General features: G+C 43.6%; 14 protein-coding genes. 10 read left to right on the forward strand and 4 right to left on the reverse strand.

Annotated features, from left to right (window positions below; genetic code table 11):
* Positions 1 to 204 precede the first annotated feature (204 nt).
* The 5 genes from SD449_RS16505 to SD449_RS16525 all read left to right on the forward strand — a co-directional run bounded on the left by SD449_RS16505 (position 205) and on the right by SD449_RS16525 (position 2,440).
* On the forward strand, positions 205 to 402 hold the full coding sequence (locus SD449_RS16505; protein WP_318312157.1) for a response regulator transcription factor: 198 nt from the start codon (positions 205 to 207) through the stop codon (positions 400 to 402).
* 96 nt (positions 403 to 498) lie between these two features.
* Complete coding sequence (locus SD449_RS16510; RefSeq protein ID WP_318312159.1) at positions 499 to 1,005, forward strand: DUF4199 domain-containing protein; 507 nt, start codon at positions 499 to 501, stop codon at positions 1,003 to 1,005.
* A 54-nt stretch (positions 1,006 to 1,059) separates the two neighbouring features.
* On the forward strand, positions 1,060 to 1,446 hold the full coding sequence (locus SD449_RS16515) for a VOC family protein (RefSeq protein ID WP_318312160.1): 387 nt from the start codon (positions 1,060 to 1,062) through the stop codon (positions 1,444 to 1,446).
* A gap of 53 nt (positions 1,447 to 1,499) precedes the next feature.
* Complete coding sequence (locus SD449_RS16520; protein ID WP_318312161.1) at positions 1,500 to 1,868, forward strand: TM2 domain-containing protein; 369 nt, start codon at positions 1,500 to 1,502, stop codon at positions 1,866 to 1,868.
* An 80-nt stretch (positions 1,869 to 1,948) separates the two neighbouring features.
* On the forward strand, positions 1,949 to 2,440 hold the full coding sequence (locus tag SD449_RS16525) for a GNAT family N-acetyltransferase (RefSeq protein WP_318312162.1): 492 nt from the start codon (positions 1,949 to 1,951) through the stop codon (positions 2,438 to 2,440).
* Here SD449_RS16525 and SD449_RS16530 read toward each other — a convergent pair.
* From SD449_RS16530 to SD449_RS16540, 3 genes are all read right to left on the reverse strand, one after another.
* Complete coding sequence (locus SD449_RS16530) at positions 2,437 to 4,257, reverse strand: GNAT family N-acyltransferase (RefSeq protein ID WP_207035740.1); 1,821 nt, start codon at positions 4,255 to 4,257, stop codon at positions 2,437 to 2,439. The genes SD449_RS16525 and SD449_RS16530 overlap by 4 nt on opposite strands.
* A 78-nt stretch (positions 4,258 to 4,335) precedes the next feature.
* On the reverse strand, positions 4,336 to 5,586 hold the full coding sequence (locus tag SD449_RS16535; protein WP_225603114.1) for an aspartate kinase: 1,251 nt from the start codon (positions 5,584 to 5,586) through the stop codon (positions 4,336 to 4,338).
* A 28-nt stretch (positions 5,587 to 5,614) separates the two neighbouring features.
* Complete coding sequence (locus SD449_RS16540; protein ID WP_318312165.1) at positions 5,615 to 6,097, reverse strand: GNAT family N-acetyltransferase; 483 nt, start codon at positions 6,095 to 6,097, stop codon at positions 5,615 to 5,617.
* Positions 6,098 to 6,208: 111 nt separating this feature from the next.
* On the opposite strand from SD449_RS16540, the gene fbp reads away from it, so the two are divergent.
* Positions 6,209 to 7,216: a class 1 fructose-bisphosphatase gene (gene fbp / locus SD449_RS16545; protein ID WP_207035733.1), complete on the forward strand. Its 1,008-nt coding sequence runs from the start codon at positions 6,209 to 6,211 to the stop codon at positions 7,214 to 7,216.
* Here fbp and SD449_RS16550 read toward each other — a convergent pair.
* A complete protein-coding gene (locus tag SD449_RS16550; RefSeq protein WP_207035732.1) occupies positions 7,213 to 7,641 on the reverse strand; it encodes a tellurite resistance TerB family protein in 429 nt (142 codons plus the stop codon). The genes fbp and SD449_RS16550 overlap by 4 nt on opposite strands.
* A 90-nt stretch (positions 7,642 to 7,731) precedes the next feature.
* Between SD449_RS16550 and SD449_RS16555 the strand changes: the two genes are divergently transcribed.
* From SD449_RS16555 to pdeM, 4 genes are all read left to right on the forward strand, one after another.
* A complete protein-coding gene (locus SD449_RS16555; RefSeq protein WP_318312167.1) occupies positions 7,732 to 8,760 on the forward strand; it encodes a ligase-associated DNA damage response exonuclease in 1,029 nt (342 codons plus the stop codon).
* A complete protein-coding gene (locus SD449_RS16560) occupies positions 8,757 to 10,424 on the forward strand; it encodes an ATP-dependent DNA ligase (protein ID WP_318312168.1) in 1,668 nt (555 codons plus the stop codon). Before SD449_RS16555 ends, SD449_RS16560 begins: the two co-directional genes overlap by 4 nt.
* Positions 10,421 to 12,883, forward strand: a complete 2,463-nt coding sequence (locus tag SD449_RS16565) for a ligase-associated DNA damage response DEXH box helicase (RefSeq protein WP_318312169.1) — start codon at positions 10,421 to 10,423, stop codon at positions 12,881 to 12,883. Before SD449_RS16560 ends, SD449_RS16565 begins: the two co-directional genes overlap by 4 nt.
* Before the next feature lie 213 nt (positions 12,884 to 13,096).
* Positions 13,097 to 13,729, forward strand: coding sequence for a ligase-associated DNA damage response endonuclease PdeM (gene pdeM / locus SD449_RS16570; protein ID WP_318312171.1), 633 nt, complete (start codon positions 13,097 to 13,099; stop codon positions 13,727 to 13,729).
* Positions 13,730 to 13,922 lie beyond the last annotated feature (193 nt).

Genomic DNA, 13,922 nt, shown 5'->3' on the forward strand with positions numbered 1-13,922 from the left:
GACCGCTTTTGTTTTTTCGGCACTAATAGTCGCCTTGTTGCTGCTCTTCAAGTTGAGCGAATATACCTATCTATCCGGTAATATTTCCATTGAAATTGCAATCGGACCGTTGCGATTGTCTTCTTTATCGTTGGTATCTACATCAACAAGAAATCGCTGAAAAAAGAAAAAATCGACTTCATCGACCATCAAAAAATAGAGGAGTTGGGCATCAGTAAAAGGGAATACGAAGTTTTGGTCCAAATTTCAAAAGGGTTTTCCAACAAAGAAATAGCGGATGTCCTTTTTTTATCCGAAAGCACGATAAAGACCCATGTATCCAATCTTTTGGTAAAACTCGACTCCAAACGTAGAACCCAGGCCATTCAAAAGGCAAAAGACCTTCATATTCTTCCGGTTTAATAATTTTTTATCAAGTAAATGGTGTTTTTGGTACTTTAGTATGAGTGGCAAAAATACCGTCAGTGCTACTTTTGGTTCAATTCTTAATCAATTGAAATGAAAAAAACAGTTTTAAGGTTTGGTGCCTATGGCGCCATTACAATTTGTATCCTTTTTATGATCAGTTGGTTCGTTTTGGACCACCTGTCCATGTCCACACAAGAGGTCATGGGGTATGTCTCCATAGTGGTATCGCTCAGCTTTGTATATTTTGGTATCAGACATTTTAGGGACAAAGAAAACGACGGAAAGGTAAGTTTCAAAAAAGCCCTGACCATTGGTATCTTGATCAGTTTGATCACGGCCTTGACCTTTGGCCTATTGGACGTGCTGTACACCGAAGTGCTGAATCCGGATTTTATGGATGACTATTACGGTGAAGTAGTCGAAACCATGAGAGCAAACCTCCCCGCTGCCGAATTGGATGCGCAATTGGCGCAACTGGAAGCGGAGCGCGAACAGTTTTCCAATCCATTTGTATCGTTTACCATCATGTCGGCAACGGTCTTTATTATTGGATGTATCGTCACGCTGCTATCTTCCTTGATACTCCAACGAAAATAGAAATGCCAAAATGATGGATGTCTAATAAACCAACAAAATTTAACAAGCAAAAAAATGAAAAATAGAGTGACCGGATTAGGGGGCTTTTTCTTTAAAAGCAAAGATCCCGATGGCATTAAGGAATGGTACAAAAATCATCTGGGACTGAATACTGACCGATATGGCTGTACCTTTTGGTGGAAGGACAAGGATGGCAACGATTGTTCCACCCAATGGAGTCCAATGGACGAAAGAACCGAATACTTTAAACCGAGCGAGAAACAGTTCATGATGAACTTTAGAGTGGAAAATTTGGTGAAACTGCTTGAAGTCCTGAAAAAAGAAGGAGTCACGGTGGTAGGGGAAATCGAGGAGTACGATTATGGCAAGTTTGGATGGATTCTGGATCCCGAGGGAAACAAAATTGAGCTTTGGGAACCTGTTGATAAAGCCTTTCAGTAGATATTGATTTATTTGCTACATTTAGTGCTCATTAACCAACACATTAAACACAAATGTCAGAAGAAAAAAAGAACTTTGGCGACAGCGCCGAAGGGGCAGCTAAAGATTTTAAGGAAGAAGCCAAAAAAACCGCAGAGGAGTTCAAAGAAGGAATCCAAGGTGCAGGTGGTGACAACAAAAAAATCCTTGCCGGAATATTGGCAATCGTACTCGGTGGATTTGGAGTTCACAAATTCATATTGGGTTACAATAAAGAAGGTATCATCCTTTTGGCCGTAACCATTATTTTAGGTGCAATAACCTGCGGGATAGGCGCCTCGGCAGCATGGATTATAGGTTTGATCGAAGGTATTATCTACCTTACCAAATCGGACGAAGAATTTTACAACACCTATCAGGTGGGCAAAAAACCTTGGTTCTAAAATCTTAAAAACCAGACAAAAAATCTGGTTTTTTTTGTGATTAATTCATCGTAATATTACAATAAATACCCAAATAAAATATGGTTATCAGAAGTATGGCCCCCTCAGATTGGGAGCGTGTTTCCAGAATATATCTTGAAGGTATTTCTACAGGATTTGCCACTTTCGAGACCCAGGCTCCCAAGTATGAAGATTGGGACAGGGCCCACATCAAGGAATGCCGCTTGGTCGCTGAAAACGATGGTGAAATTTTGGGATGGGCAGCACTTTCACCCGTATCCAGTCGTTGCGTGTATGGCGGTGTGGGCGAGGTGAGCGTTTACATTTCGGACAAAAGTCGCGGAAAGGGCGTCGGCAAGCTACTGATGCAGCATTTAATCGAAGAAAGTGAAAAGGCCGGCTATTGGACCATACAATCGGGCATATTCCCTGAGAACATGGCAAGTATAAAACTGCATGAAAAAGTAGGGTTCCGATATATTGGCAAACGCGAACGTGTTGGTAAGATCCACGGGGTTTGGAAAGACAACCTCCTTTTTGAAAAACGCAGCCCTACTATCGGAACGGATTAGTCCTCCTCAATAGTTCCATTGCCTTCGGCCACTTTGCGTTCTAGTTCTGCTTGGAACTCTTCCATAACGGGCTTTACCGTACTTTCCGGAAGGTCTGCGATACGGATGTACATTAAACCGTCCACCGAATTATTGAACAAGGGGTCAACGTTGAAGGCCACAACTTTTGCATTTTGCTTGATGTATTTTTTGATCAAAACGGGCAATCGCAAACTTCCTGGTTCCACTTCACTGATCAATTTATCGAACTTGTTCAGATCAGCCTGCGTTTCGTCAAATACAAATTCCTTGTCGGCATCCTTCAACTTTACCTTGAACTCTTTTTTAGGCCGGATATATTGTGCCACGTAGGGGTCCCAATAATTGGATTTCATAAACTCGATCATCAACGATTTGGAGAAATTGGAAAATTGGTTGCTGATACTCACCCCACCAATCAAATATCGGTGCTCTGGATGCCTTAACGTGGTATGTACAATCCCCTTCCAAAGCAAGAACAGGGGCATAGGTTTTTGCTGATATTCCTTTATGATATAGGCACGGCCCATTTCGATGGATTTCTCCATCATGCCATACAGTTCGGGCTCAAAACGGAAAAGATCCTGAAGGTAAAAACCATCAATACCGTATTTTTTGAAGATTTCCGACCCCAATCCCATTCGATAAGCTCCCACGATGGCCTTGGAATCATCGTCCCACAAGAACAAATGATGGTAATAAGAATCGAACTTGTCAAGGTCGATGGCGTTGTTTGTCCCCTCCCCCACTTCACGGAACGTCACCTCCCGCTGGCGGCCAATTTCATTTAGGCAAAAGGGCATATCCTGGGCCTGTGCCAAAAACACCTCGTAGTTTTTGCTCTGCAGCATACGGCAATCCTTTTCCCTCAGTTTTTCAATCTCACCTTCCAGCACCTTTGCACTAATCGCAGTGGCAATCTTCTTGGGCGGTTTTGGAATTTTTAGAGAGGTCGGCACTTTGTCCAAAAACCGTTCTTTTTCAAAAACATTGGCCAATAAATAAGTTTTTTTTCGGAGCAGTTCCGCAAAACCTTCCAAAGTTTCCTCCTCGTTCTGTGTGTTTACCGATATAGGTTGCCCTATCCTTACCTTAATGGGACGTCGGCTTTGCGAGGTTAGCTCAGAAGGCAATTTTGCCGTTCGGAACACATCATCGATTTTTGACAATCGATAAAACAAGCGGCTGTTTTTAGCATGAAAATAAATGGGCACCACCGGAACTTCCGCCTTTCGTATCAATTTGATGGCAGCTTCTTCCCAAGGCCGGTCCACGACCAATTTTCCGTCCCGGTAGGTAGATACCTCTCCCGCGGGGAAAATACCCAACGGATGACCATCTCGAAGATGCTGCAACGCATTCTTGAAACCAACGATACTGCTCTTCGCATCCTTATGTCCTTCAAAAGGGTTCACAGGCATAATATAGGGTTTCAACGGCTCTATACGATGCAATAAAAAGTTGGCGATTATTTTATAATCGGGTCGCTCGTTCAGCAATAATTTGAGCAACAAAACTCCATCAATCCCTCCTAAGGGATGATTACTGATCGTAATATAAGGACCGGATTTCGGCAAACGCTTGATATCCTCCTCGGGAATGTCAAAATCGATTTCGTAGTGATCTAAAATGGCATCCAGGAATTCTGGACCGGAAAGGTCTTTATTTTTATCGTAAAATCTATTGATGGTACTAATTCTGGTAGCCACCATTAAAAGCCATCCTACAAAAGTGCCCAAAAAGCCATATTTGTCCAGATGGATGACTTTCGCCACCTCTTTAGCAGAAACCAAGCCCATAGAAATTGTATTTAGGTACGTGTAAAGATAGAAAATAAACCCTATAGCACTTTTTACCTAAATATTCGGCGGAAACCTTTATTTTACAACAAGTTGCACAGTTTCCTTGCCCCTTTGCTCCACCAAAACGGATTTCCCGTTTTGAAGCGATTTGACCGAATCATCATTAAAATGGCGAATGGTATAGAGTGAAACGTCCTCGTGGCAAACCACTTTAAATTTCCGCTTAAGTTCTTCCAACAAAGGTTGAAGTCCCCTGAACTTATTGTCCAAACATACGGAAAAACTAATAGCGGAATTCTGGATAAGGTCCACCTTGAGCCTGTGGTCGTGAAACAGTTTGAATATTTCGCTGATGTTGTCCTCGACTATGAACGAAAAGTCCAGTGAGGATAATTTCAGTAACACCTGATTCTTCTTCACGATAAAACAAGGAACTTTTGGTTCAATACCATTGCCCTTTCCTACTGTGGTTCCCTTGTCCGTAGGGTTGACGAAGGATTTTACCTTTAAGGGAATCTCCTTGCGCTGTAAAGGTTGCAGAGTTTTCGGGTGGATTACGGATGCTCCGTAAAATGCAAGCTCAATGGCCTCACGGTAGGATATTTTATCCAATAATTGGGCGTTCTCAAAGTTTCTGGGGTCGGCGTTCAATACTCCGGGAACGTCCTTCCAAATGGTCACCGATTCCGCATTGAGGCAATACGCCAAGATGGCCGCTGAATAATCCGAACCCTCTCTACCAAGGGTTGTGGTAAAGTTGTTGTCGTCGCTTCCCAAAAAACCTTGGGTAATGTTCAATTTGGAAACATCAACACGAGACTGTACTTCTTGTTGGGTTCGTTCCCAATTTACTTGAGCATCCCTGTTGCTGTTATCCGTCTTGATAAGCGTTCTCACATCCAACCATTCATTGGAAATACCTATTTCATTCAAGTACGCACTTACTATGGTGGTCGACAATAATTCCCCATAGCAAACCACTTGGTCGTAAACAAAAGCATACTTGGGCGATTTGTTCCAGGCCAAAAAACCCTTTACCTCTTCAAAAAGGACTTTCACCTTGGCATAAACGGGATGACTCGGGTTTTGAAACAGGTCGGACAAAATTCCATTATGGTAATCCACAACCTCTTGAATGGATGCGTTTACACCATCCTTATCATTAAAATAGGATTCCACCACCTTTTCCATGGCATTGGTAGTTTTGCCCATGGCGGATATCACCAGCAACGTATCAGCATAACCTACCTCCTGTAAAACGTTCACCACATTTTTTACTGCATCTGCATCCTTAACCGATGCTCCTCCAAACTTAAATACCCTCATGTATTTTCGTATTCTTTGATTAAAAAGTCTAGTTTAGACTTTCTATATAATTTTTGATTCCTTTCTCGTCCAATTGTACCACATCCCAATCCCTGAGTACATTGGCTCCTTTCTTTTCGTAAAATTCAATGGCGGGCACGTTCCAATCCAGAACTTCCCAACAAATCCTTTTTACACCAAGACTGTTCCCATACTTTACAACCTCATCCAACAAAGCTGTTCCCAGACCACTTCCGCGCATTTTTTCCGATACTATCAAATCTTCCAAATGAATCGCCGGCCCTTTCCAAGTGGAGTATCTGGAATACACCAACGCAATGCCTGCAATACCATCTTGGGTATCGGCAACAAAACAATGGAACATCCTTTGATCGCCAAAACCATGCTTCACCAAGTCTTCCTTGGTAATTTCAACGGCATCCGGTTCTTTTTCATAATTGGCCAGTTCTTGGACCAAGCTAAGCACTTGTTCCATGTCCTCCGGTCGGGCATCTCTGATTGTATATTCCATAATTGTTACAAATAAAACTCAAAGTTATAAAATTACATAATTAAGGTCTTTCGAAAACGTTGTAGTTTCACAAAATGCCCGATATTTGTCCATAAATAAAACAGTACTTCCATGTTTGAGAAGCAGCATCGCACACTCGGTGAATTTATTATCGCGAATCAAAATTCTTTTCAATACACTTCCGGGGAACTATCGAGATTACTGAACGGCATTCGACTGGCCGCAAAAGTAGTGAACCATGAGGTAAACAAAGCAGGCCTGGTGGACATAATCGGGGCGGCTGGGGACACTAATATCCAAGGGGAGAACCAACAAAAACTGGATGTTCTTGCCAACGACAAATTCATTCAAACCCTAAAAAACCGGGAAATAGTATGTGGAATCGCCTCCGAAGAAGAGGATGATTTTATCAGCATCAATAGTTTTGACAAACAGCACCAGAACAAGTATGTGGTTTTGATAGACCCTTTGGACGGTTCTTCCAACATTGACGTGAACGTTTCAGTAGGAACCATTTTTTCCATTTACAGGAGGGTTACACCTGTTGGGACCCCAGTGACCTTGGAAGATTTTCTTCAACCCGGAAAAAACCAGATTGCAGCGGGCTATATCATTTATGGTACATCTACCATGCTCGTCTATACAACGGGCGATGGCGTGAACGGATTTACCCTGAATCCGGCTTTGGGCACCTTTTATCTGTCCCACCCCAATATGCAATTTCCGGAAACAGGTCAAATTTATTCCGTGAACGAAGGAAACTATATCCACTTTCCACAAGGCGTGAAGGATTACATTAAATATTGCCAAATGGAAGAAGGGGATAGACCGTACACTTCACGTTACATTGGTTCGCTGGTTTCCGATTTTCACCGAAACATGATCAAAGGAGGTATTTATATGTATCCGAAAAGCAGCAAGGCCCAAAACGGTAAGCTAAGGTTGTTGTACGAGTGCAATCCCATGGCATTTTTGGCGGAACAGGCCAATGGCAAAGCAAGCAATGGATACCAACGCATCATGGATATACAGCCAACCGAACTGCATGAACGGGTTCCTTTCTTCTGCGGAAGCAAAAAAATGGTGGAAAAGGCGGAGGAATTTATGGCAAGGGCCTAGCTCTTCCTCTTCACCAATTCGTGATAATCCTCAAATGGGATTCTTCCTGTAAAGATCTTAATGGATTTGTCGATGATCTCAGCAGCGGATTTTGGCGAAAAACCAAGTCCAATGGCATATTTTTCCACAATTCTGCGCTCCTCGTCATCAATATCATGATCGGAGAAAATCATCTGAAAAAACTCGAATAGCCTTTTATACCTTTGCTCGCCACTGTGCGGAGTCTCTATGGGGTACTTGTTCTCCTTCTTCATCACCACCTTAAATTCATCTTCGCTGATATTCAGTTTGAAGGCAAATTTTTCCAAAATGGCCATCTCCTTCGGATTGATTTCACCATCCACCGCCGCCAAACTTGCCAATGTGGCAAAATGGGCCAAGTTTTTCCTGTGGTCTCCGTGCTCGTAAAGATCTAAAATCGGCATATCTCAAAATTTGTGGCACAAATATAAATCTTTAAAAGAGATTTAAATATTAAAAAGGGCACCAAAAGAAATTTGTAATTTACCACTGCTATGAAAACACCTTTGCTCGAATTTACCTCCAAAGGAATCTATTGTAAAAAGGCAGATGTTTATTTGGACCCCTGGAAACCCGTGGATAAGGCCATTATTTCGCACGGCCATGCCGATCACAGTAGATGGGGGCATAAAAACTACATTACCCACCATCTCAACGTTCCCATAGTACAGCATCGGCTTGGCGAAGTCAACATTTCTGGAAAAGATTGGGGTGAAACGTTCACGGTCAATAATGTGAAATTTAGCTTGCATCCTGCAGGGCACATTGTGGGCTCTTCACAAATACGGGTAGAACATAAAGGCGAAGTCTGGGTATTCACAGGTGATTATAAAATTGAAGATGACGGGCTCACCACGCCTTTTGAGCTTGTAAAATGCAACACCTTCATTACCGAATGCACCTTCGGATTACCCGCTTTTCGGTGGCGACCGCAGCAAGAAGTTTTCCATGATATCAACCAATGGTGGACACAGAACCAATCGGAAGGAAAAACCTCCGTACTTTTTGGATACTCACTGGGCAAGGCACAACGTCTTATCAAACATTTGGATACTTCTATTGGGAAAATCTACACCCATGGTGCCGTGGAAAACATGACGGAGGTGCTCCGATCCCTGACCGATTTACCTCTAACCCATCTGATTACGAAAGAAACCAAAAAAGATGAGCTTTTGGGCAATATTGTGGTTGCTCCGCCCAGTGCCCATGGAAGCTCCTGGATCAAAAAAATGGTGCCGTATGTCACTGCGACCGCGAGTGGTTGGATGGCTTTTAGAGGTGCACGTAGGCGTAGAGCCATAGACAAAGGTTTTGTACTGAGCGACCATTGTGATTGGAAAGGGTTATTGGAGACAGTGGAAGCTACGGGAGCGGAAAAAATAATCTGCACCCATGGCTACACCGATATTTTCTCCAAATATTTGATGGAACTGGGCTACGATGCCCGAACCGAAGCTACGCAATACGAAGGCGAACTATCTGAAATCAATGCCAACGAACAGGAAAAATCGGAAGCGGAATGAAGCAGTTTGCCCAACTCATAAAAACCTTGGACGGCACCAACAAAACCAACGTAAAGGTGGAGGCGCTCTCCCAATATTTTAAAGCAGCGACCGATCAGGACAAAGTGTGGACGATAGCCATCCTATCCCACAGAAGACCGCCACGCCCCGTGAACACGACATTGCTGCGCACTTGGGCCGCTGAACTTTCCAATATCCCCATGTGGCTTTTTGAGGAAAGCTATCATATTGTAGGTGATCTAGCCGAGACCATCGCTTTGGTTGTCCCATCATCAGAAAAGGGAACCGAAAAATCACTGACGGCCTTTTTGCAGGAGATGATCGCATTGAAGCAAAAATCAGAGGAAGAAAAAAAGAAATACCTGTTTCAGCATTGGTCCGTATTGGATTACTACGAGCGTTTTGTCTTCAACAAACTGATCACGGGCAGCTTTAGGATCGGGGTGAGTCAAAAATTAATGACCAGGGCACTTTCCAAGGCTACGGGTATCGAAGAGGATATTCTCGCCTATAAATTAATGGGCAATTGGGACCCGAACGAAATCAGCTTTCACGACCTTTTATTGGAGGAAAAAGAGAGCGACTACCTCTCCAAGCCCTACCCTTTCTTTTTGGCGTATGCTGTTGAAGATGATGTTTCTGATTTGGGCGATGTTTCGGAATGGTCGGCGGAGCACAAATGGGACGGAATTCGCTCACAGGTCATCCTAAGAAATGATGAAATTTTTGTTTGGAGCCGCGGCGAAGAACTTGTTACGGACAAGTATCCAGAGTTCGAAGCATTTGTAGGTGTTATTCCAAATGGAACCGTCTTGGATGGGGAATTGCTCCCCTACCCAAAAGGAGAAATCGGCACTTTTAAAGACCTCCAAACGAGAATAGGCCGAAAAAATATTTCAAAATCACTTTTGGAAAGGATTCCAGTCAAGCTGAAGGTCTATGACCTATTGGAATGGCAGGGAAAAGACATCAGGAATAAAACGTATCTGGAACGAAGACAGATTCTCGAATCTTTGATTTCGACCACGCTCAATCATCATGACCATGAGCGGAGCCGAAGCGACACTTCGCAAAACGAATTACCCTTGCTGTTATCCCAACGGGTGCAATTTGATTCATGGGATGATGTTACCGAGGAAAGGAAATTGTCCAGAGAAAAACACAGTGAGGGCCTGATGCTCAAAAAAAATGACTCCACCTATCAAGTAGGAAGAAAAAAAGGAGATTGGTGGAAATGGAAGGTCGACCCGCTCACCATTGATGCCGTGCTCACCTATGCCATGCGGGGTCACGGCCGTCGAAGTAATCTCTTTACCGATTACACCTTTGCCCTCTGGGACAAAAACGAAGCAGGAGAAAAGGAACTGGTCACCTTTGCCAAAGCCTACTCAGGGTTAACGGACAAAGAATTTCGCCAAGTGGATGCCTGGATCAAGAAAAACACACTGGACCGTTTTGGTCCCGTTCGTAGCGTTACCCCACAGCACGTTTTTGAAATTGCTTTTGAAGGCATTGCTCCCTCCAAACGACATAAAAGCGGTGTTGCCACACGATTCCCCAGGATTTTACGCTGGCGAAAGGATAAAAAAATTGAGGATGCCAACACCTTGGACGAATTAAAAGCACTGATTCCGAGCAAAGCGAAGGAATCTCTTAATAAATGAACCAAAACGAACTCTTCCATATTGCCGAAAACTGGTTCCAAGAACAAGAATGGAAGCCATTCCCTTTTCAAAAAGAAAGCTGGAGCGCCTTTTTGGACGGAAAACATGGGCTTTTGAACGCACCCACGGGAAGTGGAAAAACCTATGCGCTTTGGTTCCCCATTGTGCTCAACTACATCAAAAATAATCCTGATTACAAGACCAAGCACAAAAAAGGGTTAAAAGCCATCTGGATCACGCCATTGCGGGCACTTTCACAGGAAATCAAACAATCCGCAGAACGCATTACCCAAGATTTGGAAACCCAAATGACGGTCGGTATTCGCACGGGAGACACTTCAACAAAAGAGCGGGCAAAAATGCGCACCAACATGCCCGACCTATTGATCACGACCCCAGAAAGTTTACAGTTGTTGTTATCGTCCAAAGGCTATGAAAAAACGTTCAAGGACTGTTCCGCCATTGTGGTGGACGAATGGCACGAACTTTTGGGCACCAAACGTGGCGTTCAAATGGAATTGGGACTTTCCCGATTAAAAACAGTCTGCAAGGATCTACGAATTTGGGGCATATCCGCCACCATTGGCAATCTGGAGCAAGCTCGCGAAGTCTTGTTGGGACCTTCATCCCCAGAATTGGAAAATTCAGTTCTGGTCAAGGCCAACCTCAACAAAAAAATCACGGTTAAGAGTATCATCCCAAAGGAAATGGAAACCTTTCCGTGGCGAGGACATTTGGGGTTGCACCTTTTAGATCAAGTGGTGCCCATAATCAACAACAGCAAAACCACCTTACTTTTTACCAACACCCGAAGCCAATGCGAAATTTGGTTCCAGAAAATTCTTGAAAAGTATCCTGAATTCGCTGGTGAAATGGCCATGCACCACGGTAGCATTAACAAAGAAACCCGACTTTGGGTGGAACAGGCCATACGCAACGAAAGCCTAAAAGCTGTGGTCTGTACATCGAGCTTGGACCTCGGGGTGGACTTTGCACCCGTAGAAACCGTAATACAGATTGGAGGCCCAAAAGGGGTTGCTCGATTTTTACAACGAGCTGGGCGTAGCGGACACCGACCAGGCAAAGAAAGTGTCATTTATTTTTTGCCAACCCATGCCATTGAGTTGGTAGAAGCTTCGGCCATGCAAAAAGCCGTATTGAACAGCGCCGTGGAAGACCGCATTCCATACTTGAACAGTTTTGATGTCCTCATTCAATATTTGACCACTTTGGCGGTTTCCGATGGGTTTTATCCCGATGAGATCTATCCAGAAATCAAACAAACCTTTTGTTACCAAACCTTGACCGAAGAACAGTGGCAATGGCTGCTCAATTTTTTGGTGATGGGAAGTCAAAGCTTGAAGAGCTACGACGAATACAAAAAAGTAGAGGTCGAGGAGGATGGCAAATTCAAAGTGAACAGCAGGGCGGTGGCCATGCGGCACCGATTCCAGATTGGCACCATTGTGGGTGACGCCACGATTTCTGTTCGCTATCAAAAAGGAGGGTACATCGGTAGTATCGAAGAATATTTCATCTCCAAATTGAGCCCTGGTGATGTTTTCACCTTTGCAGGTCGAAATCTGGAATTTATCAGGATCAAGGGTATGGCGGCACACGTGCGCAACTCCAAAAAAAGAACGAACAAAGTACCCAGTTGGATGGGCGGCCGTTTGAGTTTCTCCGCGAAAATGTCAGAATTGCTTCGTCAGGAACTGTACACCGCTGAGTTGGAATTTTCGGAGCAATCAGAAGAAATTCAAGCATTGCAGCCGATGTTCAACAAGCAACGAGAAGAAAGCATCGTGCCACAGCCGCATCAATTTTTGATTGAAACCTTTAAAACTCGTGATGGCTATCACCATATGTTTTACCCTTTTGAAGGCAGGGCCATCCACGAGGGGATGAGCAGTTTGTTGGCCTATCGCATCAGTTTGTTGTCACCGATAACTTGCTCCTTGGCATTCAACGATTACGGTTTTGAATTGCTGTCCGATAGGGAAATCGATATTCAGGAAATTCTGGACAATAACCTTTTTACGCCTGAATATATGCTGTCCGACCTTCAAAAAAGTCTGAACTCCAACGAAATGGCACGAAGAAAATTTCGTGACATTGCCGTGATCAGTGGGATGGTGTTCACGGGGTATCCCGAAAAAGGGGTCAAAATGAAACACCTGCAAAGCAGTTCGGAATTGCTTTTTGATGTTTTCCGTGATTTTGAGGATGATAATCTGCTCTATCAGCAAGCCTACACCGAAACCTTTGAGCACCAATTGGAGGAGGGGCGACTGCGCTTGGCTTTGGAAAGGATTGCACAACAAGATATCGTTTGGAAACAATGTTCCCAACCCACTCCCCTCTCCTTCCCCATTATCACGGATAGGTTGCGGGAAAAACTGTCCAACGAAAAATTGGCGGACCGTATCCAACGAATGGTGGATAAATTGACCAAATAGCAATGAACACTCAAGTAATAGTCATTCTGTGCGGATGCTGAGCGTAGCCGAAGTATGGCGTTTGAGATGCTGAAACAAGTTCAGCATGACGTAAGAAGGTCATTTCGAAATGAGGAGGGTAACGACGATTGAGAAATCTAGTTTCAGATTTCTCACACTTGCTTTGCTCGGTTCGAAATGACAATTGAACTAAATTTGCAATAGCGATTACAAATGATCCAAAAAATTCAAATACAAAATCAAGAATTTCAACTCCACCCTTTGGGTGGATTATTTTGGGAAGAAAAATCACTCTTGCTGATCAGCGATGTGCATTTGGGCAAGGTATCCCATTTTAGAAAGTTTGGAGCAGCAGTTCCGCGAAAGGCCATTCACAAAAACTTTCTGCTGCTGGATAAAATCGTTTCCGATTTTCAGCCTTTTCAAATCTGTTTTTTGGGTGACCTGTTTCATTCATCGCTGAACAAAGAATGGGAACTGTTTGAAAATTGGGTGGGCAAAACACCTGCCGAAATGCTGTTGGTGGCTGGCAATCACGACATTATTGCCCCTGAAAAGTTCGAAAAACTGAAGGTTTCCATATTTCCAGAGTTGGTGATTGATTCTTTCCTATTGACGCATCATCCCGAAGAGCGCGAAGGGTATTTTACCTTTTGTGGACACATCCATCCGTCCGTCAAACTGAGAGGTTTTGGCCGAGAACGCATTAAGTTGCCCTGTTTTTTCAAATCCAATAACCAAATGATTCTTCCTGCATTCGGTCAATTTACGGGAACCCATTCCCTCGACCCCAAGGATTCGGACGAGGTGTATGCCATCGTGGAGGATAGTGTTATTAAGGTTTAGCTTTGCTTCGTCATTTCGAAATGAGGAACAAAGTGACGATTGAGAAATCCAATGGAAAAATGCAAATTCAAGTTCAAGTATCAAGTTCAAAAAAAGCTGTCTTCTTGGTTCTTGATTCCTGTTTCTTGGCTCTCCACTGAACAAGGTTCTCGATGCATTCTGACTCTCGACTTCAGACTCTCCATAAAGATTT

Source organism: Flagellimonas crocea, from assembly GCF_033441595.1.
GTDB lineage: Bacteria > Bacteroidota > Bacteroidia > Flavobacteriales > Flavobacteriaceae > Flagellimonas > Flagellimonas crocea.

Coding starts and splice junctions, on each gene's coding strand:
- SD449_RS16565 (WP_318312169.1), top strand. CDS start 10,421: ATGAACCAAAACGAACTCTTCCATATTGCCGAAAACTGGTTCCAAGAA.
- SD449_RS16520 (WP_318312161.1), top strand. CDS start 1,500: ATGTCAGAAGAAAAAAAGAACTTTGGCGACAGCGCCGAAGGGGCAGCT.
- SD449_RS16530 (WP_207035740.1), bottom strand. CDS start 4,257: ATGGGCTTGGTTTCTGCTAAAGAGGTGGCGAAAGTCATCCATCTGGAC.
- SD449_RS16555 (WP_318312167.1), top strand. CDS start 7,732: ATGAAAACACCTTTGCTCGAATTTACCTCCAAAGGAATCTATTGTAAA.
- SD449_RS16540 (WP_318312165.1), bottom strand. CDS start 6,097: ATGGAATATACAATCAGAGATGCCCGACCGGAGGACATGGAACAAGTG.
- pdeM (WP_318312171.1), top strand. CDS start 13,097: ATGATCCAAAAAATTCAAATACAAAATCAAGAATTTCAACTCCACCCT.
- SD449_RS16535 (WP_225603114.1), bottom strand. CDS start 5,586: ATGAGGGTATTTAAGTTTGGAGGAGCATCGGTTAAGGATGCAGATGCA.
- SD449_RS16560 (WP_318312168.1), top strand. CDS start 8,757: ATGAAGCAGTTTGCCCAACTCATAAAAACCTTGGACGGCACCAACAAA.
- SD449_RS16510 (WP_318312159.1), top strand. CDS start 499: ATGAAAAAAACAGTTTTAAGGTTTGGTGCCTATGGCGCCATTACAATT.
- SD449_RS16550 (WP_207035732.1), bottom strand. CDS start 7,641: ATGCCGATTTTAGATCTTTACGAGCACGGAGACCACAGGAAAAACTTG.
- SD449_RS16525 (WP_318312162.1), top strand. CDS start 1,949: ATGGTTATCAGAAGTATGGCCCCCTCAGATTGGGAGCGTGTTTCCAGA.
- SD449_RS16515 (WP_318312160.1), top strand. CDS start 1,060: ATGAAAAATAGAGTGACCGGATTAGGGGGCTTTTTCTTTAAAAGCAAA.
- fbp (WP_207035733.1), top strand. CDS start 6,209: ATGTTTGAGAAGCAGCATCGCACACTCGGTGAATTTATTATCGCGAAT.